Here is a 24,531-nt window from a genome sequence, read left to right as displayed (position 1 = left end):
TTAAGCACTCGCGCGGCTTTTTGATCCGGCCAACCCATTCGCGTCCTCGTTGCGTTGTATAGGAAGTGCTGCCAACGGAGTGATATCGGTGAAGGATGTTCCGCGTTCTACCCATGTGCATGCCATGGTCTTGGCCGGACTTCTAGCCTGCAGTTCCCCGTCGGCATGGGCTCAGGTGGGTGCCGCGCCGCATGTGCCTTCGCAGGACGTCGGCGCGGCGGTGCTCAAGGCTTCGTTGCCCTCATCCTCAGAACGCGAAAAGTTGCTCGCCGAGCATTTCGTCGAGGTACGCGACATCACCGCGTTCCCCTCAAGTTGTAAGCGCGGATTTTCCGCGTTAGCACACACGCCAGATTTCGAATTGGCCAATCCAGGGCAGCCTTATCAGGCGACTGATGTCATCGGTCGCGGCCCTCGGTTGCCTTGGCGACGATTGCTCATCGGTGGTGTGTCGAGCGATCGTTGCATCATCTTCTATGTGATAGGCGGCTTTGCGCCCTTTCGCGCAGCGGTTGTTCTGGATATCTCGAAGAAAGATCCGGTGTTGGTGTGGGGCGGTGCGGGCGGAAAGGATCCCGATGATCTGCCTGCGCTGATCTCACAGATTGCCGGAGGCGCCTTTACCCAGTCCCCCGGATACTAAAGGGGGACAACCCCGCGCGTGATACTTGCACCTGAAACCTTCTCAATGGCCGCTTGACCGATTGAAATTACAGCCGATGGCGGACATGCCGGCAGCGAATGTTGAGTGGACAGGAGGGGTGGTGAATCAGTTCGTAGTTCGGCCCGCGCTGGATGGAAGTGGCCGACTGATTCTCGAGTTTCGAGGAGATCATCGGGCGGAGGGTTTTCCGTCCGTGATGTCCATTCTTGACCGTCAACTCAGCGGATTCATGGCATCGGGATCTGAGCCGGCGCCCGATGATTTTCTATGGGTCTGTTCATACCTGGGTGGCTCCTTTGAGATCTCCGATGATTGGTGCGGTTTGTTCATTCTTCCGCGGAGCCATCATGCGGTGGTGCTGGTGGATGTCACTGCCGCCCTTGTGGCGTCAGGCGTGTTCGAGCGGGTCGCCAGCAACGGCTAGCGTCGACCGAGGTTTGCTTTCGGACGGAAGATCGCACGGGTACGGATGTCGATTTGCCAGTCCCTGGTTCGTCGTTTAGAGGCAGGGTTCTTAGATGCAGCCACCAGCGGCTGGCTCGGTACGCCCCAATAACCTCGATTGGCGAACGGCATAAAGGAGCGAGAGATGAAGAGTGAAGTCCATGGCTTCCGCTGTCTGGTCGCGATTTGCATGCTCTCTGCGCTTGTTGTCAGCACCGTCGCGGCAGCTCAGTCGTATTCTAATTACCCGCGCATGGCGCCGTTACCGCGATACCTGATGAACGACCGTGCTGCGGAAATAGCGTTGGCGCGAAGCGCCGCGCCTGCGGCGATCTCTGACGCCGCAGCTATCCTGGTCCTCGAGCCGCATGGCTACGTCACGGCAGTCGAGGGCAAAAATGGCTTTGTGTGCGTGGTCGAGCGGGGGTGGATGTCCCCATTCGACGCTCCCCAGTTCTGGAACCCCAAGTTGCGGGGGCCTGTCTGCTTCAATCCAGAGGCAGCCAGATCGATCCTGCCCATGACTTATAGAAGGACAGCCCTGGTGCTGGCCGGGCAATCAAAGGAGGAGATCAAAAAGAGCATTGAGGCCGCGCTTGCCGCCAAGCAACTGCCGCCACTGGAGCCGGGGGCCATGTCCTACATGATGTCTCAAGCAAGGATATCTGGACGATCAGGCCGGTCACTGGATTCCCCACCTGATGTTCTACACGGCCACTGGCGTGAACTGGGGTGCGGACCAAGCGGGGTCCCCTGTCATGCTGAATCCACAGTTTCATGGCGCCCCTGAGCCGATAAACGTGTTCATGATGCCTGCCGGCAAATGGTCTGACGGCACCGTTGCGCCGAGCATGTAGGTGGGAGGGCGTGCTTGCAGCACGAGCGTAACGCTGGGTAGCCCCGCGGTTGGTTCACGTGACCCCGGAATGCTGTTCAGTCACAACGGAATCCACACCTAGGCTCTACCCGGGCTTGCGACAGATTTGGTGTAACCTGAACGGGACCAAGGGCGGTAACGGAGGTCGAACCGATGGCTGTAGAGTCCGCCTCTGCTGCGTGGATGGCGTTCGGCACGATCGAGATCGACACCCTAGGCCATCGTCTGTTTGTCGATGGCGAGGAAGTCGGGCTCGAGCGCAAGGCGTTCGCCGTGCTTGTCCTATTGGCGCGCGACCCTGGCCGCGTGTTGAGTCGTGATGAGATTCTCGACGAGGTGTGGGGGCATAGCCATGTCACGCCTTCCTCCCTCAGTCGCATCATCGCGTTGCTGCGCCATGCGCTTGGCGAGAGCGGTGAAGAAAACCACTATCTGCATACCGTGCATGGCGTTGGCTTTCGCCTCGATGCCGAGGTGCAATTTGCCTCGTCGCGCGAGGGGTTGAGCACAAACAAGGCACTGGTCGCCCCCGAACCGGTGTTCGTGCCGATCCTCGCCCATGACGTCGCCGTGCCTGAGGCGGCAACGGCCACGAACCCGGCAATACCTCAGCGACCAGATAAGACACGCAAGTTTGGAAAGCTTCTCGTCGCGGTGATCGCAGGTCTGCTCGTGGTGGTTGCCGTATTGCTCGGTCGTCACCAGCTCGTACATCACTCCGCGGACGCAGCGTCAGTGGTCGATCTCAAGTCGATCGCGGTGCTGCCATTCGAGAATCTCAGTACAGACAAGGGCAACGCGTATTTCGCCAGCGGCATGCAGGACATGATCCTGACCCAATTGGTGGGCATTGGCGGCCTCAAGGTGATCTCTCGCACCTCGACAGAGAAGTACCCCAGCCATCCGGAAGACATCAAAACCATAGCGCGACAGTTGGGTGTGGCTACGCTACTTGAGGGCACGGTACAAAAGGTCGGCAATCAGGTGCTGATCAATGTGCAGTTGATCGATGTAAGCAGTGGCAATCACCTTTGGGCGAAAGCCTACACACGCACGCTGGACAACGTTTTCAATGTGGAAGGCGAGGTTGCGCAGAACGTTGCGGAGGCGCTGAAAGTACAACTGACGTCCGCCGAGACCGCGCGTATCGACACCGTGCCAACCCGCAACGCTGGCGCCTACGATCTGTACCTGCGAGCCGGCGTGCACGCGAACCGCGCCTACGATGATCCCACGCTGTCATCGTCCGAGTTGCCCACGGCGATCTCGATGTATCAACAGGCGTTGGCCATGGACCCGGACTTCGCGCTCGCCTCGGCAGCGCTGGCGCGGGCTCACATGCAGATGTATTTCTTCGCACCTGATCGCACAAACGCGAGATTGGCTGAGGCGAAAACTGCCGCCGATCGTGCGCTGGCGCTGCAGCCGAACCTGGGCCAGGGACACTACGCCCTCGGCTTGTATGACTACTGGGGGCACCGGGACTACGCCGGTGCCACTACCCGACTCGAGTTGGCACGGCAGACGCTACCGAACAGTGCCACGGTCGAGCTGCTTATCGCCGCGATCGCGCGGCGCCAGGGGCGCTGGGATGAAGCGTTGACGCGCTTTCGCGCAGCCACTGTGCTTGATCCACACAGCGAATATGCATTCAACCAACTCGGCGTGACCTATCAGAGCATGCGCCGTTACGCAGAAGCGGATCAGGCTTATGCCGCCGCTTTCGCGTTGAGCAAAAATCCTGTCGGCGAACGTATGGCTCAGGTCTTCAATGAGCTGGTGTGGAAGGGCGATCCGGCAGCGATGCATGCCGCGCTAGCGGCACTCAAGCCGGGCAGCGATGCCTACGCTGCCAATATCATGTCCATGTATTTCGAGCGCGAGTTGGCTCGCGACTATGCAGGCGCCGTCAAAGTGGCTGAGGCGGACAAGGCAGAGAACTGGGACGATCCGGACAACGTTGTTTTACCTCGGCGCTTGTATCTAGCGTGGGCCTTGCAGGCCGCTGGAGACACGGCCAAGGCGGCAGAGGTGTATGACGATGTAGCCACGCATGCTCAAGCTGCGCTGGCTGAGCGGCCGGACGACGCGGACCTGCACCTCACCCTGGGATTTGCCTACGCCGGGCTTGGACGAAAGCCTGAAGCCGTTGCTGAAGGCGAGCGTGCTGTTGCCTTGATGCCGGTCGCCCAAGATGCCCTCACGGGTGCGGACATGCTCGCGTACCAGGCGCAGCTTTACGTGCGGGTCGGTCAGCCCGATCAGGCTATTCCTCTGATCGAACGCGTGCTGTCCATGCCGGCTGGGGCCATTCTGTCGAGCGCATTGCTCCAGCTCGATCCCCTATGGGATCCGCTGCGTGACGACCCACGCTTCAAGGCGCTGCTGCGGAAGTATCCCGTCGGTAGCTAGTCTGCCATTCGCATGGCTAGCTTAGCTGGGTCTTAAAAGGGGCTATGGCGCGTCGACGCCGTTGCTACAGGGATGCTCAGTCGAATTTGTCTACAAGGCGCCGGCGCGTTTTCGCCGGCGCCCCCGTTGAGATTCAGCGCTTGCCAGTAGTCGACTTAATGGTGATCGTGGTCACGATCGTCCGAGTCCTGATCCGGTGTAAACGAGATGCCACGGAGCACTTCTGCAAAGTTAGCGGTGCGCAGTGTCACGAACTTCTCCTGCGCGGCGACAGTGGCATTGCTGTTCTTCAATGTGTCGCGAATGGCCACTAGCTGATTCGGGTCGGCACCTATATCGCCATTGCCACTGACGGTAGATGTTGTGGCCCAGATCGTCACGCGACCATCGCGATCGACGCGACCCACGAGGTTGCGCAGTCCGTCGGTGGCCGGCGACCAAGGCAGCTCGGTGGCGGCGTTGATGCCGGTTGGATAGCCACCCACCGTATAGGCGTGGCCAAGATTGAGTCCCGCCTGCAAGGTATAAGCCAGTACCCACGTCTTGCTGCTGCTGTCGTACGTCCATTTCTGCAGACCCGCCGTCGTCTGTGCGGCAGCGTGTGTGTACAGATCGGCGCCTCCCACATAGCCGTCTCCTTCGTCGGCCACATAAAGCGTATTGGCGTCGGCAAACCACAGCGAGAACGGGTAAGCCAGCGTCTTCGCGGTCTTCGCGGGCGTGGTCGGGAATCCGGCGAGGATGCACATATTGGTCGGCAGTCCATCGCTCAGCACGGTGCTCGCGTTATAAGCCAGCGGTGCACTGGGTAACGCGGCGCCGAGCACCGGTACGCCGACACCGTTGGGGCATGCCGTGCCCGTGGTATCGACGAAATACACCGTATTCACGCCATTGCTTCCGCTGCCCTTGGTGAAGTACACAACGTCGTCGTGCACGGTCATGCCGCGAAAATTATCATCCTTGCCAATCTTGTCGGCCTTCAGGCCAAGCGCAGCGATAGAGAAGCTGGCCAGTGGGGTAGTGGCGACGGGGTGCTGTGCAATCTCCGGCAAGTGTGTCGGCGTGATGAACTGCGCGCCTGCCCCAAGAACGACTCCGGCGGGTTGCGGATTGCTGCCATTGCCGGCATTGCCGGCGGTGAAGAAATAGTCGGCACCGTCGCGGTTGAGCAGGATGGCAGCACGGCCGTTGTTGCCGCTGTAGGCATTGGTTTCCGTGAAGTTGAAATGGCCCTTGCGATCAACTGTGGCCACTGCCCGGTAGATGCTTTGACCATCCGGATTCGTCAGATCAACCGCGCCGGGTGTATTGGAATTGGAGACGTCGATGGCATTCACCGGTGCGACGTAACCCATGAAACTGAGGTACCTGTGATCCTGCGACAGATGCAGCGCAAGCTCGGACTTTGAACTAAAGCTGGTCACCAGCTCGCCTTCGGGTGCGGTCGGCAGCAGGCTATTGGGAACTTGCAACGAATCGATCAAATGACCGTCTAGTGTGAGCTGGTCGAGGTAGATACGTGCCGTGATGCCAAAGCTGCCATCGTACAGGTCGTTGTTCCACACATAGGGGTACGTGCCATCGAATGGAGCGCCGCTGGCAGCGCCGCAGCCACCTGTTGTGCTGGCGCAATTCACGGGAAGGACGGTACCGACCTGTACGTTGCTTGCCTTGTTGTCGTACACACTGCGACTCAGCACAAGATTGCCTGGCCAAAAGTGGAAGTCACGCCGATTCCATGAATCATCGGCATGGGCAACCATGCCGGTGCCGAACAAAACGAGCGCAAGGGTCGCGCCAATACGCTGCCGAGCAAAACGATTTGTCATGGTGGTCTCCAGAAGGTCTGGCCCGCCCAGGGTTGGGCGGGCAGGGCCACGCTAGTGACCACCCATGAAGGATTCTTGACAGGTTTCTTCGGATTAAATTAGCAAGCAGGACTTCTATACGTCCGCATCACAAAGCGAATTTTGCACATCGAAAAAGCCTGCGTCGCATGGGCTTTCGAAAACGGTGGCGAGTATCAAATTTGTTCGCTGAATCGATCAAAGCCACCCCGGCACATGGCTAAACCCAATGATGTCATCATGGGCCATGGCGAAACTTTTTGCGTCGCGAAGCTCATTTCCGCATGATCCGTTCCCGCGATGGGTGCGGTCTCGACGGCATGTCATGTTTGTGTTGAGTCGCGACGTTCATATTTCTCCAACAACACTTTCTCGAGCCAAGACGCTCGCTCTTATCCGGTGATGGCCATGAAAACGCGGCGTGATTTTCTAAAGCAATGCTCTATGGCGGCGGGCGCCTTGTATCTGGGCTCGATGGGTGAGGAACTTGTCGGTGGCGCCTTTGCCTCGGAGTTCAAACCGTGGTTCATGCCGGATGAAGGTGAGCACCACAAGGCAACGTGGATGGCCTTTGGCCCCAGCGAAGAAGTCTGGGGAAGAGATCTTCTGAGCGGCGCTCAACATGCGCTGGGCGCTATCGCGAAGGTCATTGCGGCCCATGAACCGGTCAACATGCTGGTGCGTGAGGATGACTACGATCTCGCACAGGAGCTGTGTGGGTCCAGCGTCCATCTTATCGTCCAGGATATTGATGATCTTTGGATGCGCGATACGGGCCCAGTCTTTGTGAAGAATGGTCAGGGCGAATTAGCGGGCATTGAATTCAACTTCAATGGTTGGGGTGGCAAGCAAGAGCATGATGCCGACGCCTTGGTGGCAAGCGCCGTCAATCGGCTGGCCGGAGCGCAGTCGCTGACGACGCGGCTGGTACTGGAAGGCGGCGCCATCGAAGTGGATGGCGCGGGAACGGCCATCTTGACCGAAAGCTGCATACTCAACCGTAACCGCAATCCTGGTTTGACCAAGGCGGCATGCGAGGCCGAGCTGAAGCGACTTTTGGGATTGGACAAGATCATCTGGATCCCTGGCATTGCCGGCAAGGACATCACCGATGGTCATACGGATTTCTACGCACGATTCGCTAAGCCAGGTGTCGTGGTGGTCGGATTGGATACCGACATCTCGTCGTACGACCATGCCGTAACCAAGCGTCATCTCGACATTCTTCGTAGTGCAGAGGATGCGAAAGGACGCAAGTTGGAGGTCGTCGTGTTACCTGCGCCATCAGCCATTCGACCGCAGTATGAAACGAAGGACTTCGCGGCCGGCTACGTCAATTTCTATGTGTGCAACGGCGCGGTGATTGGCCCCGAGTTTGGCGATGGCAAGGCTGATAGAGATGCCCGGGCCATGCTTCGCGAGCTGTTTCCCTCTCGCGAGGTGATACAGCTTAATATCGACGCCATTGCCGCTGGCGGCGGTGGCATTCATTGCACAACGCAGCAGCAACCTGCTTGAGCGTAAGGCTCAGCGTTATGCATGCTCGCTCTTGAACTAGTCAGGCGTGGTCAATTGGACCGAGAGGTGTTTCTCTCGCTTGATCACTGGCTATAGCTCCATACCTTTAGGTGACTCATGTTGAACAAGTACATTTGGACAGTTCCTCTCTGCCTCTTCGCATCCTTCGGGGTGATGGCTGCAGAAGCCGGGCAGGGCGGTAACGCGCCCAAGGTCATCACTCCCAGTGATCTGCCTTTTGTGCAAGTGTCCGAGGGTGTGCGGCTGAAGGAGCTCACGGGTCATGCGGCCCCTGATGGCGCCAAATCGAAATTGGGCAGCGTCGCGCTATTTGAACTCGATCCGGGTCATGCAAGCGCGTGGAGCCACAACAAGGCTGGCGAAGAATCCTTCTTCATTCTGGAAGGGCATGGTGAGGTTTGGACGGGTGGTGTGGCTCATCCGGTAGGGCCGGGCGACTACATCTTGATTCCACCCGCGGTGGTCCGCTCTATTCGTGCCAGCAAAGGCGAGGTTCTTAAGTTCTATGCCATCACGACCCCTGCGTGGAGTAAGGATGACGATGTGCTCGTGCCCGCGCCCAAGGGAGCGCCCGGTTCATAAGGGCTATTGGGCTACGGGTGCCGATGGCATGGTGCATTTGTCCGCGTAGCGCAGCGGTGCGCCTTCTCGCCAGGGATGATAGTCATGGGCCATCGTGATCCGCTCGGCGATGGACGGATGCGTATAGAAGAAGGCGCGGGCGAACGCATCGGGTTGCACCCAGTCCGTGCCATCTTGCGCCCACGATGCAAACAGAAGAGCGGCAGCGTTGTTTTCGTGCGAAAGCTCCAAGCCAAAGCGATCAGCTTCGCGCTCGATATGCCGATCGAAGGCGAGGAATGCTGGTGTCACCGCCAGCCACAACGCAGTGATGCAGAGGATGAGCAATGGCAGTGATGCCGGGTCCTCAAGGCTTGAAAAGCCCATGCGCCGCTGAAAGCGCCGTGTCGCCCAGTGGCCTACCTGGTAGGTGATCCAGAACCCGAGCAGTGCTAGCGCGACGGCGACAGGCAGCAGTTTCCAGTTGTCGCCCAGCACGTAATGCTTGAGCTCGTGGGCAATCGTGAAGCGAATCTGGTCCGGCGTTTCCTTCTTGGCTATGTCGCTTTCGAGAAAGATGCGTACCGTGGGGCCGACCCCATAGACCGCCGTGTCGCTGCCGCCCACCACCACGGCCACATGTGCGAGGCCGCACCGTGATGCGAGATCGTCGATGGATGCGCGCAGGCTCGTGTCCGCCAGCGCCACGTAGGGCGTTGTCAGCGGTTTTATCCATACCGGTTGTGCGATCAGAAAGAACACGGTGATGGGGGCGGTGGCTACCGTTGCCCAAAGCCACCAGCGTTTCAGACTCCGGCGCATCAACGCATAGGGAATCCACAGAAGGAGCATGGCCGCCACGATCCATGGAATCAGGCCCAGTGCCTGCGCCCACAGCCATTGCCCGATGGTTTCGCCGTGCAGCCACCCCAAAGACATCGGAAGCCGGTAATGACGTGCGTAGTCCAATGGCAGGCTGAGCAACGTGTACAGCACCATATAGACGCTGCCGAACACGCCAATGGTGAGAAAGCGCGAGCCGCCAACCCGCCCGGCCAGCCAGCGACATAGACGTGCGCCATATCCGCTGTAAAGCAACACCCATGGCAGCACTAGCTGTAACACCTTACTGCCCAACCAATACGCATCCAGCAGTCGATTGACGCTCGCCTCATGGAGCGGCGCCGGAGGAATAGAAACCTGGGCGTGCACCGTCGCGGCAACGCCGGTCAGCCCCAGGACAGCCGCTATGCCAGAGGTCCGCCAGTACACGTTCGTCTTCTTCGCCATGCTTCGCTCTCGTAGACATCACTGGCCAAGCCTATGATTCGGCTTGGCTTGTACCTGAGACCGGCTCGCCACGATTTCGGCACGACTCGGCACAAATCCGGTCGAGTGCCCCCAGGGATGGACGGTGTGCATGGCTCGCGGCAGACTGCGCGCATGGATGCCACCCGGGCGATGATTCACCCCGTGCCTCCCCCGTGGTTGCGCCAGGGGGCGTATGGCTTCATCTACTGGCTGGCCTTTCTGCTGGTGCTGGAGCCGGGCAACCTTATGCGCGCGTCGGAGATGGGCGCCCATCTGGTTCTGTCACATGAGACAGCCAGGATGCTTGGGGCCGCCCTGATTGGCGCGATGACGACACCGGCCATGCTGTTGCTGGGTGATCGCTTTCCAATCAGTGGGCAGCATCGCCTGCGCAACCTGCTTTTTCATGGCCTGGGCGTCGCTGGATTTGCATTGGGCCTGATCCTGCTTTCCTGCGTATTGGCGGCCTGGGCGTTTTCCCACACGTGGCTGCCCACCCTGGGGGAGATCTATTGGCAGGTGGCAGACAACTGGCTGCTGCTGGTTTATGCCTTGATCGGCCAGGCTGCCGTGGCCCGCTTGTTGAGTAGGGTGCGGACGACGGACGACGACGCACCCTCGACTTTAGCGTCTACGGCGGCTCGCCCCTTGTCGCATGTCACTACCAAGGTCCGTGGACGCCAGGTGCAGGTGGCGCTGGATCAAGTGGATTGGCTGGAAACCCAGGGCAACTACCTTGCCTTGCATGTGGGTGATGCCACGTATCTCATCAGGCAAACCATCACAGCTTTCGAAGTGCGGCTCGACCCTCGACAGTTCGCTCGCGTGCATCGTCGGGCCATGGTGTGCCTGCATGGCATCCAGGATTTGAAGCCGCTGACCAACGGGGATGCGGAATTGCGTCTCCGCACGGGGCAAGTCGTACGCGTCAGCCGGAGCTACAGGAAGCAGCTCGCGGCAAGCATCGAGCAGATAAAGGTCATCGCGGATAGTTCGCGCTCGTTCTAGTTCAAGCGCCTGATCGTTCGGGTAATCCTGCCACGAACTTTGGACCGTACTTCCAACGCTCGCTCAATGGCTTTCGCGTAGGTCCGCACAAGAAGATATCTGGAGCGCAAAGTCGTGCAACGGGCCGCTTGATGCGATGGGTATGATGCGAAGCGCAGCATAAATACCGATGACGAAGCCCCGCGGACGCTCAAGGAGAGCGTTCAGCAGCGCGGAAATCAACGCTCATGAAATGCTTCGGGACCCCGTGCTCGGCAGGGGCTGCCTTGAGGAAGGCCATCTCAGTGGCCTGGCCCTTCAGATAGGCGTTCAAAAAAGCCAGGGTGTAGCGTGCCACCCACCCATAACTGATGTTGACGTCCTCCCGGCCATAGTCTTCCATCTGATTCTCGGCGAACTTCTGTTCGCTACTGGCGCGCTGATACATCGAAGCAAAGGCAGGGTGGGACATGCCAAGCATGTGGACGGTCAAAAGATCCCCATGCGTCCACGCATTGAGCACACTGGGCCCTTCGTTATCGGCAGTGGCATAGCGATTCCAATCCTCCAGAGACAAATATCCCCGCGTAAAGAACAACAAGGGGATGGTCATGCGTTTGGGATGAATATCGCCGGATTTCTTTATCAGGCCAGAGTAATAACGCATGCTTCCATCCAGCGCGACCAGCGCCTTGATCCGGCTGTCGTGAGTGGCAGCAAAGAGATTGGCGATGCCACCCCAGCTCCATCCGGCAACTGCGACCTTGGCCATGTCCACATCGGGAAGCGTTTTTGCATAGCTGATCAGGAACGATATGTCGGTCGCTGCAGCATTGATATCGTCGAGGTTGTCGTCGGCATCCCGCGTCGATTTACCGAGTGAGGGGCTGGCAACAACGACATACCCGTGGCTCGCAAGATACTCACAGATGTCCGCATTGTCCCAGGCCACGGATGATTGGCCAGGTGCATAAACGACAAGTGGAAATCGCCCCTCGACCATGGGCGCATCACGTTGTGCCCAAAGTAGTGTGTTCGCTGACGCAGCCAGCTTCGACACCCACCGGTTGTTTTCATCGGGTTGGTCGAAATCAATTTCTGTCTTCGCAAGCTGTGCGTAGTCGCCAGCGGTCATTGCTTTGGCGTTGTGACCGGAGGCGGGGTACCACACCAACGTCTGGATAGGGCGCGGACCCGTGTCGCTGACGGAGGGCGCCGCATGGTTCGTGGGATGCAGAGCGAACTTCCTGGATCGGTCGTATTGATTGACTACTTTCAATCCAACGGCATAAGGCCCGGGTTTCTCAGTGAACTGGAAATCCGTCGGCTGCGTCTGCGCCAAGGCCGTAGAAATGGGGATAACCAGCGCTGCCAGTACGGATAACGCAACGGCCAGCAGTGAGTGTGACGCGTCACGCTTTTCCATGTTCAATCCTTTTTAGGTTCCATCGCCTGGAAGGCTGCAGACACCCGTGACTCGTTGCGAGATGCCAAAGCGCAGCCCGCCATAGCATCGCCTCACATGGCGTCCGGTTCCTGCTCATTGCTCCACAAGGAAGGCTAGCGCCACTGCGATTGACGACAAATGTGTCGTTGGTCATTGCTGTGCCCCGGCCAGCGTTCCGCCGGAAGCACGTGGACGTCTGTTGCTATGGGTGAGCAATGCTTCACGGCGATTGATTTGAAGAGCCTGTCCAAGCAGGTCCTGGGACAATATGGACGCCGGGGAACCGAGCCAAAAGCGGGGCGTCGTCGCGAACCCTTTATTCTCGGTGTACAAACAAGCTGTGTGCAGACCAAAAACAGACATTCCGTTTTGAGGTCCTGGGGATGGGAGCCGCCATGGATACGAGTGAGCTTTTCCAGTTGATGTGGTTCCCTGACCGGAGGCATTCCCGGGAAATCCGCAACGAGTCTAAGCATGCATTCCAACCTTTCTTCTTGCCTGAGGATCCCCATGCACGCCCACGACGATAACCTTCAGCGGTTCGAAGTACAGGGTGCAGCCGCGCTTCCGCCGGAACTTGCATCGGCCTACATCGATCACGACGGCGCCCGGATCTGGTACGCAACTTACGGCGAAGGCCCTCCGGTCATTCTGCTCCACGGTGGCTTAGGTCATAGTGGCAACTGGGGTTATCAGATCCCCACTTTGGTCGAGGCGGGTCACTGTGTCGTGCTGATCGACAGTCGCGGGCATGGCAGGAGCACCCGCGATTCGCAGCCTTACTCGTACGAGTTGATGGCTTCCGATGTCCTAGCTGTGATGGACATCCTGCGGCTTGAGAAAGCGGCACTCATCGGTTGGAGCGATGGTGCGTGTATCGCGCTCATCGTTGGCATGCAAGCGCCTGAGCGGGTGGCGGGAGTCTTTTTCTTCGGGTGCAATATGGACCCGAGCGGTACGAAGGAGTTTGTGTCCACGCCGCTCATTGAACGCTGTTTCAGTCGTCATGCTAACGATTACGCACAACTCTCCAGCACGCCCAACGATTTCAATGCTTTCGTTGGATCCATCACTGAAATGATGAAAACGCAGCCCAACTACGGTGCTGATCGCCTCGCCACGATCCGCGTACCGGTCGTGGTGGTGCAGAGCGAGCACGATGAATTCATTAAACCTGAGTATGCCGAGTATCTGGCGCAGAGTATTCCGGGCGCAGAGTTGATCATTTTGCGGGGTGTGAGCCACTTTGCGCCGCTGCAAAGGCCGGACGAGTTCAATCGCGTGGTGCTCGCCTTTCTCGCGAAAGTGCTTCCCTAGTACGCGCATCGACGACTCACAAAATCCTTCGGTCGACGTGACGGCGCGTCGCTGGAACAGCGGTCTGACATCGCCGCGCGTTTCTTATCCGTGCGTCCTAAACCTGAGACGCACAGACATGTCCCTCCCTCTGCCTATCACCTAGCATCCCCGCAAGCCCAGTGGGCGTGATCAATTTCACATAAATGAACGGCGCGATGCGGCGGGGGCTGGTCGTGTCCGGGGTTTTTTGCCAGAGCTTTCAGGGGAGCTAATGGATCGCCGGTTTCACTTTATTTCGGGCCTGCCCAGGTCCGGGTCAACGTTGCTGTCAGCCATTCTGAGCCAGAACCCGCGCTTCCATGCGGGCATGAGTGGCCCCATCGGCGGCGCCTTCACCACGATGCTGGGCGAACTGAGCGGCCGCAACGAGTACTCCGTATTCGTTTCCGACGAACAGCGTCGCCGCATGCTCAAAGGCCTGTTCGACAACTACTACGGTCCCGAGTACAGCGCCGAAGTCGTGTTCGACACCAATCGCGCCTGGTGCAGCAAGCTGCCTCAGCTCAAGCAGCTGTTCCCGCAGGGCAAGGTGATTGCCTGTGTGCGGCATGTGTCGTGGATCATCGACAGCATCGAGCAACTGGTACGCAAGAACGCCTTCCAGCCTTCGTCCATTTTCAATTACCAGGCCGGCGGCACCGTTTATACGCGCGCTGAAGGTCTGGCCAATGGCGACGGCATGGTGGGTTACGCCTACAACGCATTGAAAGAAGCGTTCTACGGTGACGACACCACCAACCTGATGCTGTTGCGCTACGAGACGCTGACCAGCGATCCGGCGCGTGCGATCGCTGCCGTGTACGACTTTCTCGGCGAACCCGCGTTCGCGCACGACATCAACAACCTTCGCTACGACGCCAGCGAGTTTGACGCCAAGGCCGGTACGCCCGGGCTGCACGCTGTGCGGCCGCGCGTGAAAGCCAATGAGCGCAACACGATCCTGCCACCGGATGTGTTCAACCGCTTTGCCAACGACGCCTTTTGGTTGGATCCGAACCTTAATCCGCGCGGCGTACGCGTGGTCTGACGCTTGTTTGTCATTCCTTGGTTTCTGCACTGCCTGACTTGAAGTCGCTCGATCCCCGCGCTCGCCGGCATAGCGAGCGAAAAAACCAACGCCAACAACACCGCAATATCACAGGGGCTACACCATGAACCGCATCTACCGCATCGTTTTCAATCGCACGCTCGGCGTGCCGCAAGTGGTCTCCGAGCTGGCGAGCGCACCCGGTGGTGTGGTTGTCGGTGGCGTGGATACGTTGCCGAGGCTTGGCCTGAAGTCGCGCCTGCTGGCGGCGGCGGTGGGCCTCGCACTCGCTACGGTGACGTTGCCGACCTTGGCGCAGACCTGCACACAGACGTCGGGCACGTTGACGGGCTCCTGCACCGGTTCGACCAGTTCCATTGGCGGTGCGGGTGGCTCCGGGGCGGCTGGCTACGGGGCGGGCGGAAGTCCGTTGGCAGTCGGAAGCGGCACGGGTGCGATTTTTTCGAGCCCGGGCGTGGGCGGTGCTTTCGGTGGCAATGGTGGGTTCGGTGCCAGTGCCGGATTCAACCGTGTTGGCAATGGCGGTGGTGGTGGGGTTTATGGCGGTGGCGGTAGCGGCGCTGGCGGCGGCAGCGGTAATACCGGCGGTGGCGGCGGCAATCCAGGCATCGTCGCCACGGGTAGCACCACCCTTGGCAGCGGAGTGATGGTCATTGGCGGTGCCGGTGGCGATGCTCCCGCGATGGGGGCTGGTCAAGGAAGCGGCGCCGCATGGGTCGTAGGTGGCGGCGGTGGTGGCGGCGGCGCCGGTGTGAGCGTTGCTATCGCCAATGCTTCGGTGACGAACGCAGGAACGATCACGGGTGGCAAGGGCGGCGCTGGCGCCTACAGTGCCTATACCGGCGGCGGTGGCGGCGGTGGCATGGGGCTTAGTCTCGGTGGTGCCGGTAATCAGCTGTCCAATAGCGGCAGCATTGTTGGCGGCCAAGGTGGCGATGCGGGTGTTGCCAAAGCTGGCGGACAGATCGGTAGCGGTGGCGCAGGTGGCGCCGGCTTGAGCATCACGGGCAACAGTAACTCGGTAAGCAATACCGGCAGCATTGCCGCCGGTGTGGGCGGTGGTGGCTCCGTCGTTGGGCCTGGTGGTGTTGGCGTTGGCATTTCAGGCAGCAACAACACGCTGGCTACCAGCGGCATTATCAGCGGCGGTACCGGCGGCCTGGATTCCTCGGGCAACTACCAGAACGATGCCGTGGATATCACCGGCACCAACAACACGCTGGAGCTCGACCACGGTTATAGCTTCACCGGTACGGTGGTTTCCGTATCCGGCAACGGCAACACGCTCGCACTGGGCGGCAGCACCAACGCAAGCTTCGATGTGTCCAGCATCGGTAGTGCAGGCAGTCCGTTCACGGGTTTCGACAGCTACGCAAAAACCGGCACCAGCACCTGGACCCTGACGAATGTCACCGCCGCGGTAACACCTTGGACGATCTCCGGCGGCACGTTGTCGGTGTCCTCCGACGCCAACCTCGGTGACCATGGCGGCAGCCTTACGTTCGATGGCGGCACGCTGCAATTCGGCAGCAGCTTCAACCTTGCCAGCACGCGCGTGATCACGCTCGATGCGGGTGGCGGCACCATCGACACCAACGGCAACGCCACCACGATTTCTCAGTCGATTGCTGGCGTGGGCGGCCTGACCGTGGCAGACAACACGGGCGGCGGTAAGCTGACGCTGGCGGGCGCCAACGCGTACACCGGCGGCACCGCGATCAACGGTGGCACGTTATCGGTGTCCTCAGATGCCGCCCTCGGTAATCCCAACGGTAGTCTTGCGTTCAACGGTGGCACGCTGCAATTGGGCAGCAGCTTCAATCTCGCCAGCACGCGTGCGATCACGCTCGATGCCGGCGGCGGCACCATCGACGCCAACGGCAACGACACGGGGATCTTGCAAGCGATCGGCGGCACTGGCGGCCTGACCGTGACGGATAGCGCGGGCGGCGGCGCCGTGGCGCTGGCGGGCGCCAACACTTACACCGGCGCCACCACCATCAATAGCGGCACGTTGCAGTTGCTGTCTGGCGGCAGCATCGCTGCGTCGTCTGGCGTGTACGTCGCCAATGGCGCCACCTTCGACATTTCCCAGGGCCATTCGACCTCGATCGGATCACTCGACGGTGCCGGCACCGTGAGCCTGGGCAGTTATGGACTCACGCTCCACCCGGTCAATGGTTTGTTCAACGGCGTCATCAGCGGCACGAACGGCTACCTTTCCCTTGCTGGCGGCATGGAAACCCTCAATGGCGTCAATACCTATACCGGCCCGACCGGCGTGGGGACCGGCGCTACCTTGCAGGTGGGTGATGCCTCGCACACCGGCGCCACGTTGGCCGGCACCGTGCTAGTGAATAGCGGCGGCACGCTGGGTGGTCATGGCGGCGTCGGTAGCGTGACGCTGGAAGGCGGCAGCTACCTGACCCTGGGCGGCGCAGGCATCGCTGGCGATACCTCGCTGAGCAGGTTCACCGTCAACGGCTCCCTCGTCGCCAACGCAGGCAGCGCCTTCAATCTTGCATTTGGCGCACCGGGCAGCAGCTTCCAGAGCGCAGGCATCGGTGACAGCATCCAGGTAAACGGTGGCCTCACCCTGGCGGGCGCCACGCTCAATGTGATCAATGCCGGCAACATGGGGCCGGGCATCTATAACGTATTCACGTACACGGGCGGCCTCTCGCAAAGTGGCTCCGGCCTCACGCTGGGCAACACGCCGGTGGGGCAAAGTCTGGCCTTGCAAGTGCTTACCGGGCAGAACCAGGTCAACCTGATCGACACCACCGGCTACACGCTCAACTACTGGAACGCCAATGGTCAGGCGAACGCCACGCAAATGGGTGGCGGCAGCGGTACGTGGGGCATCTCCGGCGCCAACACGGGTAATTGGACGAACGCCACCGCCGCCATACCCAACGGCCCGTGGACACAAGACAGCTTCGCTGTTTTCGGCGGCACGGCGGGCACGGTAAGCGTCAACACCCTCAGCGTGAATGCCACCGGCATGCAGTTCGCCGTGGACGGCTACACACTGTCCGGTGGCGCGATCCAGCTGGATCCCACGACCAGCAACGGCACCAGCGTCGCCCCGATCATCCGCGTGGGTAACGGCAGCAGCGCCAGTGCGGGCATGACCGCCGTCGTACAGACCCAGCTCAGCGGCAACGACGGCTTCACCAAGACCGACGCGGGCACCTTGGTGCTCGCCAATTACGAACCGCTGCAGGGTGTCATCACCGTGCAGGGCGGTACTTTGCAGATCGGTAACGCCCAGTACCAAGGCCAGCTGGCCAACCTCTCCATCGCCATGGCTGCCGGCACCAACCTAGTGGTCAACAACGGCTGGTTGTTCGGCAGCAACGGCAACGCGGGCGTTTCAGGCGCAGGCTTTACCGCCACTGTCGCCACCGCCGGTTCACTTCAGGGTGGTAATGCCGTATCGAACGGCGCCGGTAGTGCAGGCGTCCATTTCGGGGCCAGCAGCATGGGCAACACGCTGAACAACAGCGGCCTGGTCGAAGGTGGTGGGGGCGGTTACTCCTCCAGTAGCACGGGCAGTGCGGGCGCGGGTGGCGCGGGCGTGACCGGCGCCGGGTTTACTGTGACCAATGCCAACCGCATCGAGGGAGGTAATGGTGGCAGCAGCCTGAACACCAGCGGTGCTGCGGGTGGCGCGGGCATTAGCGGCACTGGCTTCACCGTGACTAATGCCGTGCGGGCGCGCGTTACCGGTGGCGGTGGCGGTTACACCTATGGCCAGGGTATCGGCGCCGCGAGCGGTGGTGCGGGCGGTGCCGGCGTGCAAGGCAGTGGCTTCACCGTGAACAACGCCGGCAATCTGATAGGCGGCAGCGGCGGCTATACGCAAGGCACCGGTGGTGTGAGCGGCGCGGGCGGTGTCGGCGGTGCCGGTGTCGACGGCAGCGCCTTCAGTTTGACCAATGCCAGTACTGGCGGTATCGACGGCAGTATTGGTGGAGGCAACAACGCCTACGGTGACGCAGGCGTTGGCGGCGCAGGTGTCATGGTGGAAGCCAGCAGCACTCAGTCCACCATTACCAATGCGGGCGGCATCTTTGGTGGCGCGGGTGGCGGCGGCGACACCGGCACCAACGGAGCGGCTGGCAACGTCGGCAGCACCGGCGCAGCTGGCGTGCCGGGCGGACTCTTTAGCGGAAGCGCCGGCGGCAATGGTGGCATCGGCGGCAATGGCACGGCTGGCGCCAATGGCGGAAACGGCGGCAATGGCGCCACGGGCGGTGCCGGCGTCAGCGGCAGCAACTTCGCCCTGGTCAACACCGGCAGCATCTCCGGCCGGATCGGCGGCTATGGCGGCGATGGCGGTAACGGTGGCAGCGGCGGCAATGGTGGTTTCGGTGGCAGTGGCGGTGCAGGCGGCTCGGGCACCATGGGCACCGTTGGTACTCCCGGCTTTCTCGGCCCAGGTGGAATCCCATTCCCGGGCACGCCAGGCGGTAACGGTGGCGCGGGTGGCAATGGTGGCGATGGCGGCGTCGGCGGTAACGGCGGCGTCGGTGGCAATGGCGGCAATGGTGGCAACGGCGGCACCGGTGGTGTCGGCGTCGCCGGCAGCAACTTCACCCTTACCAATACAGGCAAGATCTGGGGTGGCGATGGTGGCGGGGCCGGTGTGGGGGGACAAGGCGGTGCCGGTGGCGGAGCCGGTACCGGCGGTACGGCGGGTATAGGTGGTGCTGGCGGCCCCGGTGGCGCGCTTGGCTTTCCCCCCTGGCGCCACGGGCCCCAGTGGCAGCAATGGTTATGGCGGTGCGTATGGTGCTGCCGGCACAACAGGTGCCAATGGCGCCAGCGGCATCGCGGGCCTGGGTGGTGTGGGCGTGGTCTCCACCGGCGGCAGCACGGTGATCAACGCCGGCATCATCGAAGGTGGTGTTGCCAACGGCGGCAAGGGCGCGCAGGCCGATGCGGTGAACTTCTCTGGCGGCGGCAACACGTTGGTGCTGGAAAGCGGCTACAGCTTTATCGGCAATGTGATTTCCACCAGCGGCAGCACAAAGGGTGGCGATACGCTTGCTTTCGGCGGCAACACGAATGCCACGTTCAACGCGTCGCAGATCGTTGCCAGTGCACCGACTGGCTACAACGGCAGCACCAGCCAGTACTACGGCTTCAACACCTACGAGAAAACCGGTAGCAGCACCTGGTCTCTCACCGGTACGTTGGTGAGCGGTCTTGCCTGGAACGTGCAGCAGGGCACGCTGGATCTCTCGGCGATCACCAGCAACGTGGTGCTGGGGTCCTTGACCGGCACTGGCACCGTCACCACCGGCAGCCATGCGTTGACGCTGAGCACGGGCGGTAGCAGCACCTTTACCGGCACGGTCATCGCCAGCACGCTCGCCGTGCAGGGTGGCGACACGCAGATCTTGAATGGTGTCGACACCATCGCCGGCGCCACCACGCTCACCAAGGGCACGCTGGAAGTTGGCGACGCCAATTCCGGCAGCACCGCCAAACTCACCACCACGCAAGTGAACGTGGAAAGCGGCGGCACCCTGCGCGGCCACGGCACGATTGACGGCAATGTGATCAACGATGGCATCGTGTGGCCGGGCGGCTCCGTTGGTGTGCTCACCATCAATGGCAACTACACGCAGAACAGCGACGGCGCATTGCAGATCGATGTAACCCCGACGGCGGCTTCGCAGTTGCTGGTGAACGGCAACGCCAGCCTCGCCGGTACGTTGAACCTGATCTACGCGCCGGGCACCTACAACAGCACGACGTACGCGCTGGTGCAGGCCAAGGCAGTGAGCGGGCAATTTGCTTCGGTCAACGCCACCGGTTCGGTGCCGACAGCGCTTGATCCCAAGGTGAGCTACAGCGCGACGCAGGTGGATTTGACGTTGGCAGGCGATGCAACGACGCCTCCGACCACCACGCCTCCGGCGACAACGGTCAAGGTGATCGCACCGGCTGACGGCGGTCTGTATGCCAACCTGATGCGCAGCGTCAACCTGGTGGGTCAGCAATCGCTGACGAGTGTGCTCGACGCGACGCTGCGCTCCACCGAAGTGGCATGCGGCTCCGCGAATGCCGCGCACAGCAATACCGTTACCTCCGCATGCAACAGCGGTTTGTGGGTGCAGTACAGCGGCAGCAGCGATTCGCTTACCGGCAACAACGGTTTGAACAGCACCGTATTTGGTTTGCAGGGGGGGGCTGGGATCATGCGGTAGCGGACGTCGCGCACATCGGTGTGGAAGCAGGCTTTAATCGCATCAACGGCAATGACCGCAACGGCGGCAACGGCTCCGTCGACAGCGTGCACGGTGGCTTGTACGCGTTCGGCAGCGTCGGGCCGGTGGTGTTGTCGGGCACGCTCGACGCAGCGCGTGACAGCTACCGCGTGAATCGCCAGACCGGCTTGGGCCACGGCGTGGCCTCGCCCGATGGCGACATCACCTCGGCTGCGGTGCAGGCTGCATGGCCGCTGGCGGCGGCACAGTGGCAGATCACGCCGGCCGTGGGCGCGCTGTATCAGCACCAGACACTGGACGCGTTTAGCGAAACCGTGACGAGCACCAGTCCGCTGGCCTCCGCGTTTGGGGTGAATGGTGCGCACACCACCTACAACACCATGCAGCCCTACGCAAAGGTGTCGTTCGCCACGGCGTTCGTGGCGCAAGGCGTCAGCTACGTACCGCAGTTCGACGTGGGCTATCGCTACGACACGCGCAACGGCAACACCCCGGTGGTGCGGGAAACCACGCAGGATGGCACCGTGTTCGCGGTGCCGGGTGATTCCCTGGGCCGTGGTGCAGCAACCGTGGGCGCACGCATCAGCGCCAAGGCTGGCGCATCGTGGAGCCTGTATCTGGATTACCAGGGCCAGTTCGCCAGCCACCTCAGCGACAACGCGTTGAGCGTGGGCTTTACCAAGGCGTTCTAAGCCGTTTCCCCGCAGCCGCGGCACAAGGATGTGTCGCGGACTTTGCCAGGGCGATTCCGCGCTTCACAGCAGGTGGCAGATAGGGCCGCAGCATGCGACGTTTTATGAGGTAGCGGGAAGTTCCACTTGTTGGTGCAAGGTGCGTGCGCGCAGGCGTGGGGTTACGAAGTCGAAAAAAGCGCGCAGCTTTAGTGGCAGCGGCACTTGCCCTCGGTGTACCAGATGGATCGGTTGGGGCGCCGACTCGAAGGAGTCGAGCACCACAGAAAGCGCGTTGTCACGTACGGCGTCGGCTACCTGGTAGGACAGCACGCGTATCAAGCCGACACCAAGGATCGCGGCGGCGATGGCGGCCTCTGCCGTGTTCACGGCAAGTCGTGAATGCACCGGCACCGACAACTCCGCCTTGTCCGAATGGAATGTCCACGCGCGTTTGGATTCGAGCACCTCGAAACTGATGCACTGGTGTCCGGCGAGGTCGTGCGGACGAGTCGGTACGCCATGGGCCGCCAAATAGGCAGGGCTCCCACAGATCACCCGGCGAACCGAGCCGACACCGGTTGCCATCAGCGTGCTATCGGGCATGTCGCCGATGCGCACCGCGACGTCGATGTTCTCCTCCATCAGATGCATGACACGATCCGTCAAGATCAGGCGGATGTCGATCTGCGGATAGTGCGAGAGAAAGTCGGCCACAACAGGCACAAGGTGCAGGCGCCCGAAAACAATGGGAGCCGTGACCACCAGCTCGCCCTTTGGCGACGCGTACTCTCCCGTCGCCGCGCGCTCGGCCTCGCCGATCTCCTCGAGGATGCGCCGACAAGCAGCCACGTAGGACGCTCCCGCTTCAGTCAACGAGAGTTGACGTGTTGTGCGGTGGAGCAGGCGAATTTTCAGATGCGATTCCAGTTGGCCCACCTTTCGGCTGACCGTTGCCAGCGGCAGGTCCAGGCGCCGCGCGGCGGCCGACAGGCTGCCTGAGTCGACCACGGTGACAAGGATGGACATGGACTCAAGAAGGTTCACGCGCCCTCTCACTTTCTGGAAGGATCATTCTTAATTTTGGCAGATTATCTTGCTGGGTGTGGGCAGTTACCGTTGGCCTGTAGTTCCCGCGCTGCGGCTAGTCGCTCCAGTGGCGGGAAGACCCCACCGACAGGAGAGCGCCATGAGCGACCTAGCGAGCACATCTGAAAGCCCGTCCCCGCCAGCGACCGTGTCACGCGGGAAGATCTTGATGATGGCGATCATCGCCGGCGCGGTGATCACCAATATTTATTGCACCCAGCCCATTCTGCCGCTGATCGCGACAGGTCTGGGTGTGGACCTGACAGCCGTCGACCTGGTCGCGGGCGCGGCACTACTCGGATTCTCGACGGGCCTGGGTTTGCTGCTACCGCTTGGCGATCGATTTGACCGACGCAAGCTCGTGCTGGGGCAGATCGCACTGGCGTTTGTTCTGGCGGGTGCGGCGGCCGTGGCGCCCGGCATCTGGGCGTTGATTGCGGCATCGTTCGGTCTTGGCATCGTCAGTTGTGTACCGCAGCAACTCGTGCCCTTCGCCGCGACCATGTCAGAGCCTAGCGAGCGCGGTCGTTCGGTGGGGACTGTCGTCAGCGGCATCATGGTGGGCATCCTCACCGGGCGAACGGTAGCGGGTCTGGTCGGCGCCACGTGGGGCTGGCGTGCGGTGTACGGGATGGAAGCGGCCTTCATGATTCCCGTGTGGATCGCGGCTGCCTTGATGTTGCCGCGCGGGGTGCCGTCCACCAGCCTCTCTTACGGACGCTTGTTGGCGTCGTTGTGGCCGCTGGTGCGGGATCATCGCCCGATTCGTGAATCCATGATGGTGCAGGCATTGCTGTGGGCCTGCTTCAACGCCTTCTGGGTGAACCTCGCCGCGCTGCTCGCGAATGGCCCGTGGCATTTGGGTAGTGCATGGGCAGGTGGGTTCGGCATCATCGGCGCCGCCGGCGCACTTGCCGCCTCGCTTGGCGGGCGTGCTTCAGATCGACGCGGGCCGCGTAGCGTAGTGGGCGCAAGCATCGGCATCGTTACGCTGGCCTACGTGCTACTTGCGGGTGCGAACAGCTCGCTCGTGCTTCTTGTGATGGGTGTCGTTGTGCTGGACATCGGCGTACAGGCCGGACTGGTATCCAATCAGACTCGCGCGTTTGCCGTCGATCCGAAAGCGCAGGGTCGCATCAACAGCCTTTATATGACGGCCACGTTCTTCGGTGGCGCGGTAGGCACCATGGCAAGCGGCTGGCTGATGACGCGATTCGGCTGGAGTGGCGTGGTTGCTTTTGGCATTGCGCTCGGGGTCATCGCCTTCGGCTTCCACCGTCTCTCCGCACCACGCAGCGTGAGCGGCGCGCACGACGCGACGGCAGTGAAAGCAGTGCAGACATCGACAAGTGCTTCTTGAGGCAAGCCCATGCAACGCCGATCAGGTGCGCCGCGTGAGGATGCCGACAGCCGTGTTTCAACCCGTGGCGTTTGCACGAGCCCTGCCACGAAACAAGCATTGCCAGACATCATCAGCACGAACCTCGATGTGTTGTTCTGCGGCATCAACCCAGGGCTGATGGCGGCAATGACAGGACATCATTTCGTGGGAAGGAGCAATCGCTTCTGGCAGGTTCTGCATCAAGCAGGCTTCACTCCAGAAGAGTTATCGCCTCAGGATGATCATGGCTTACTCAAGTACGGATACGGCATAACCTCGGTCATACAACGGCCCACGGCGAACGCATCTGAGCTCTCCCCAAGGGAATTCACCTTGGCCGCGCGTGGCTTCGAGCAGAAAATTGCACACTATCAGCCGCGCTTTGTTGCCTTCCTGGGCAAAGCTGCGTATGCGGGGATGGGACGATTGCGCAGCGTCGATTGGGGGCTTCAACGGGATCGCATGCACGGCGCCGCGGTTTGGGTATTGCCCAATCCCAGCGGAAGAAACCGGTCATTCTCGCTAGACCGTCTGGCGGCGGCGTACCGCGAACTCTATCTGGAAGTGCTCGCTACGCGCGACGGGAGCGGGGCACCGCATCGACCAACGCCTAAGGCGCGGAGGTAGGGCATCCGAGCATGCATGCTCA

17 protein-coding genes are annotated in these 24,531 nt (G+C 61.2%); 13 read left to right on the top strand and 4 right to left on the bottom strand.

Annotation, left to right across the window (positions count from 1 at the left end):
• The first annotated feature begins 220 nt into the window (after positions 1 to 220).
• The 4 genes from DYST_RS04910 to DYST_RS04895 all read left to right on the top strand — a co-directional run bounded on the left by DYST_RS04910 (position 221) and on the right by DYST_RS04895 (position 4,397).
• Entirely contained in the window at positions 221 to 643 is a 423-nt protein-coding gene (locus DYST_RS04910; RefSeq protein WP_239950483.1) for a hypothetical protein, read from the top strand.
• Between the two features lie 121 nt (positions 644 to 764).
• On the top strand, positions 765 to 1,088 hold the full coding sequence (locus tag DYST_RS04905) for a hypothetical protein (protein WP_239950481.1): 324 nt from the start codon (positions 765 to 767) through the stop codon (positions 1,086 to 1,088).
• Between the two features lie 165 nt (positions 1,089 to 1,253).
• Positions 1,254 to 1,898 (top strand): hypothetical protein, encoded by a 645-nt coding sequence (locus tag DYST_RS04900; protein ID WP_239950479.1) that lies wholly within the window; start codon positions 1,254 to 1,256, stop codon positions 1,896 to 1,898.
• A gap of 240 nt (positions 1,899 to 2,138) precedes the next feature.
• Positions 2,139 to 4,397, top strand: a complete 2,259-nt coding sequence (locus DYST_RS04895; protein ID WP_239950477.1) for a winged helix-turn-helix domain-containing protein — start codon at positions 2,139 to 2,141, stop codon at positions 4,395 to 4,397.
• Positions 4,398 to 4,552: 155 nt separating this feature from the next.
• Here the strand turns inward: DYST_RS04895 and DYST_RS04890 are convergent, their stop codons facing one another.
• Complete coding sequence (locus DYST_RS04890) at positions 4,553 to 6,229, bottom strand: hypothetical protein (protein WP_239950475.1); 1,677 nt, start codon at positions 6,227 to 6,229, stop codon at positions 4,553 to 4,555.
• A gap of 426 nt (positions 6,230 to 6,655) precedes the next feature.
• Here DYST_RS04890 and DYST_RS04885 point away from each other — a divergent pair, with 426 nt between their 5' ends.
• Both DYST_RS04885 and DYST_RS04880 read left to right on the top strand, forming a co-directional pair.
• On the top strand, positions 6,656 to 7,765 hold the full coding sequence (locus DYST_RS04885; RefSeq protein WP_239950473.1) for an agmatine deiminase family protein: 1,110 nt from the start codon (positions 6,656 to 6,658) through the stop codon (positions 7,763 to 7,765).
• Positions 7,766 to 7,882: 117 nt separating this feature from the next.
• Positions 7,883 to 8,368: a cupin domain-containing protein gene (locus DYST_RS04880; protein WP_239950471.1), complete on the top strand. Its 486-nt coding sequence runs from the start codon at positions 7,883 to 7,885 to the stop codon at positions 8,366 to 8,368.
• Between the two features lie 3 nt (positions 8,369 to 8,371).
• Here the strand turns inward: DYST_RS04880 and DYST_RS04875 are convergent, their stop codons facing one another.
• On the bottom strand, positions 8,372 to 9,637 hold the full coding sequence (locus DYST_RS04875; protein WP_239950469.1) for a M48 family metalloprotease: 1,266 nt from the start codon (positions 9,635 to 9,637) through the stop codon (positions 8,372 to 8,374).
• Positions 9,638 to 9,790: 153 nt separating this feature from the next.
• Between DYST_RS04875 and DYST_RS04870 the strand changes: the two genes are divergently transcribed.
• On the top strand, positions 9,791 to 10,666 hold the full coding sequence (locus DYST_RS04870; RefSeq protein WP_239950467.1) for a LytTR family transcriptional regulator DNA-binding domain-containing protein: 876 nt from the start codon (positions 9,791 to 9,793) through the stop codon (positions 10,664 to 10,666).
• A 190-nt stretch (positions 10,667 to 10,856) separates the two neighbouring features.
• Here DYST_RS04870 and DYST_RS04865 read toward each other — a convergent pair whose 3' ends face one another.
• On the bottom strand, positions 10,857 to 12,071 hold the full coding sequence (locus tag DYST_RS04865) for an alpha/beta fold hydrolase (protein ID WP_239950464.1): 1,215 nt from the start codon (positions 12,069 to 12,071) through the stop codon (positions 10,857 to 10,859).
• A gap of 495 nt (positions 12,072 to 12,566) precedes the next feature.
• Here DYST_RS04865 and DYST_RS04860 point away from each other — a divergent pair, with 495 nt between their 5' ends.
• From DYST_RS04860 to DYST_RS04830, 4 genes are all read left to right on the top strand, one after another.
• The gene (locus tag DYST_RS04860) at positions 12,567 to 13,409 is read left to right on the top strand and encodes an alpha/beta fold hydrolase (RefSeq protein WP_239950462.1); all 843 of its coding nucleotides are present in this window, start codon (positions 12,567 to 12,569) and stop codon (positions 13,407 to 13,409) included.
• 253 nt (positions 13,410 to 13,662) lie between these two features.
• Positions 13,663 to 14,478 (top strand): sulfotransferase family protein, encoded by an 816-nt coding sequence (locus DYST_RS04855; RefSeq protein WP_275666929.1) that lies wholly within the window; start codon positions 13,663 to 13,665, stop codon positions 14,476 to 14,478.
• A 124-nt stretch (positions 14,479 to 14,602) separates the two neighbouring features.
• Entirely contained in the window at positions 14,603 to 19,675 is a 5,073-nt protein-coding gene (locus DYST_RS23955) for an ESPR domain-containing protein (protein WP_275666928.1), read from the top strand.
• 1,065 nt (positions 19,676 to 20,740) lie between these two features.
• Positions 20,741 to 21,433: an autotransporter outer membrane beta-barrel domain-containing protein gene (locus DYST_RS04830; RefSeq protein WP_343214854.1), complete on the top strand. Its 693-nt coding sequence runs from the start codon at positions 20,741 to 20,743 to the stop codon at positions 21,431 to 21,433.
• A gap of 102 nt (positions 21,434 to 21,535) precedes the next feature.
• Here DYST_RS04830 and DYST_RS04825 read toward each other — a convergent pair whose 3' ends face one another.
• Positions 21,536 to 22,459 (bottom strand): LysR family transcriptional regulator, encoded by a 924-nt coding sequence (locus DYST_RS04825; RefSeq protein WP_239950452.1) that lies wholly within the window; start codon positions 22,457 to 22,459, stop codon positions 21,536 to 21,538.
• 142 nt (positions 22,460 to 22,601) lie between these two features.
• Between DYST_RS04825 and DYST_RS04820 the strand changes: the two genes are divergently transcribed.
• A complete protein-coding gene (locus tag DYST_RS04820) occupies positions 22,602 to 23,861 on the top strand; it encodes an MFS transporter (protein ID WP_239950450.1) in 1,260 nt (419 codons plus the stop codon).
• A 9-nt stretch (positions 23,862 to 23,870) separates the two neighbouring features.
• Complete coding sequence (gene mug, locus DYST_RS04815) at positions 23,871 to 24,509, top strand: G/U mismatch-specific DNA glycosylase (protein WP_239950449.1); 639 nt, start codon at positions 23,871 to 23,873, stop codon at positions 24,507 to 24,509.
• The last annotated feature ends 22 nt before the right edge of the window (positions 24,510 to 24,531 follow it).

The organism is Dyella terrae, assembly GCF_022394535.1.
In the GTDB taxonomy this organism is placed as follows: domain Bacteria; phylum Pseudomonadota; class Gammaproteobacteria; order Xanthomonadales; family Rhodanobacteraceae; genus Dyella.
Note: the sequence above shows the minus strand (reverse complement) of the source record. Positions and strands in the feature narration are given on the sequence as shown.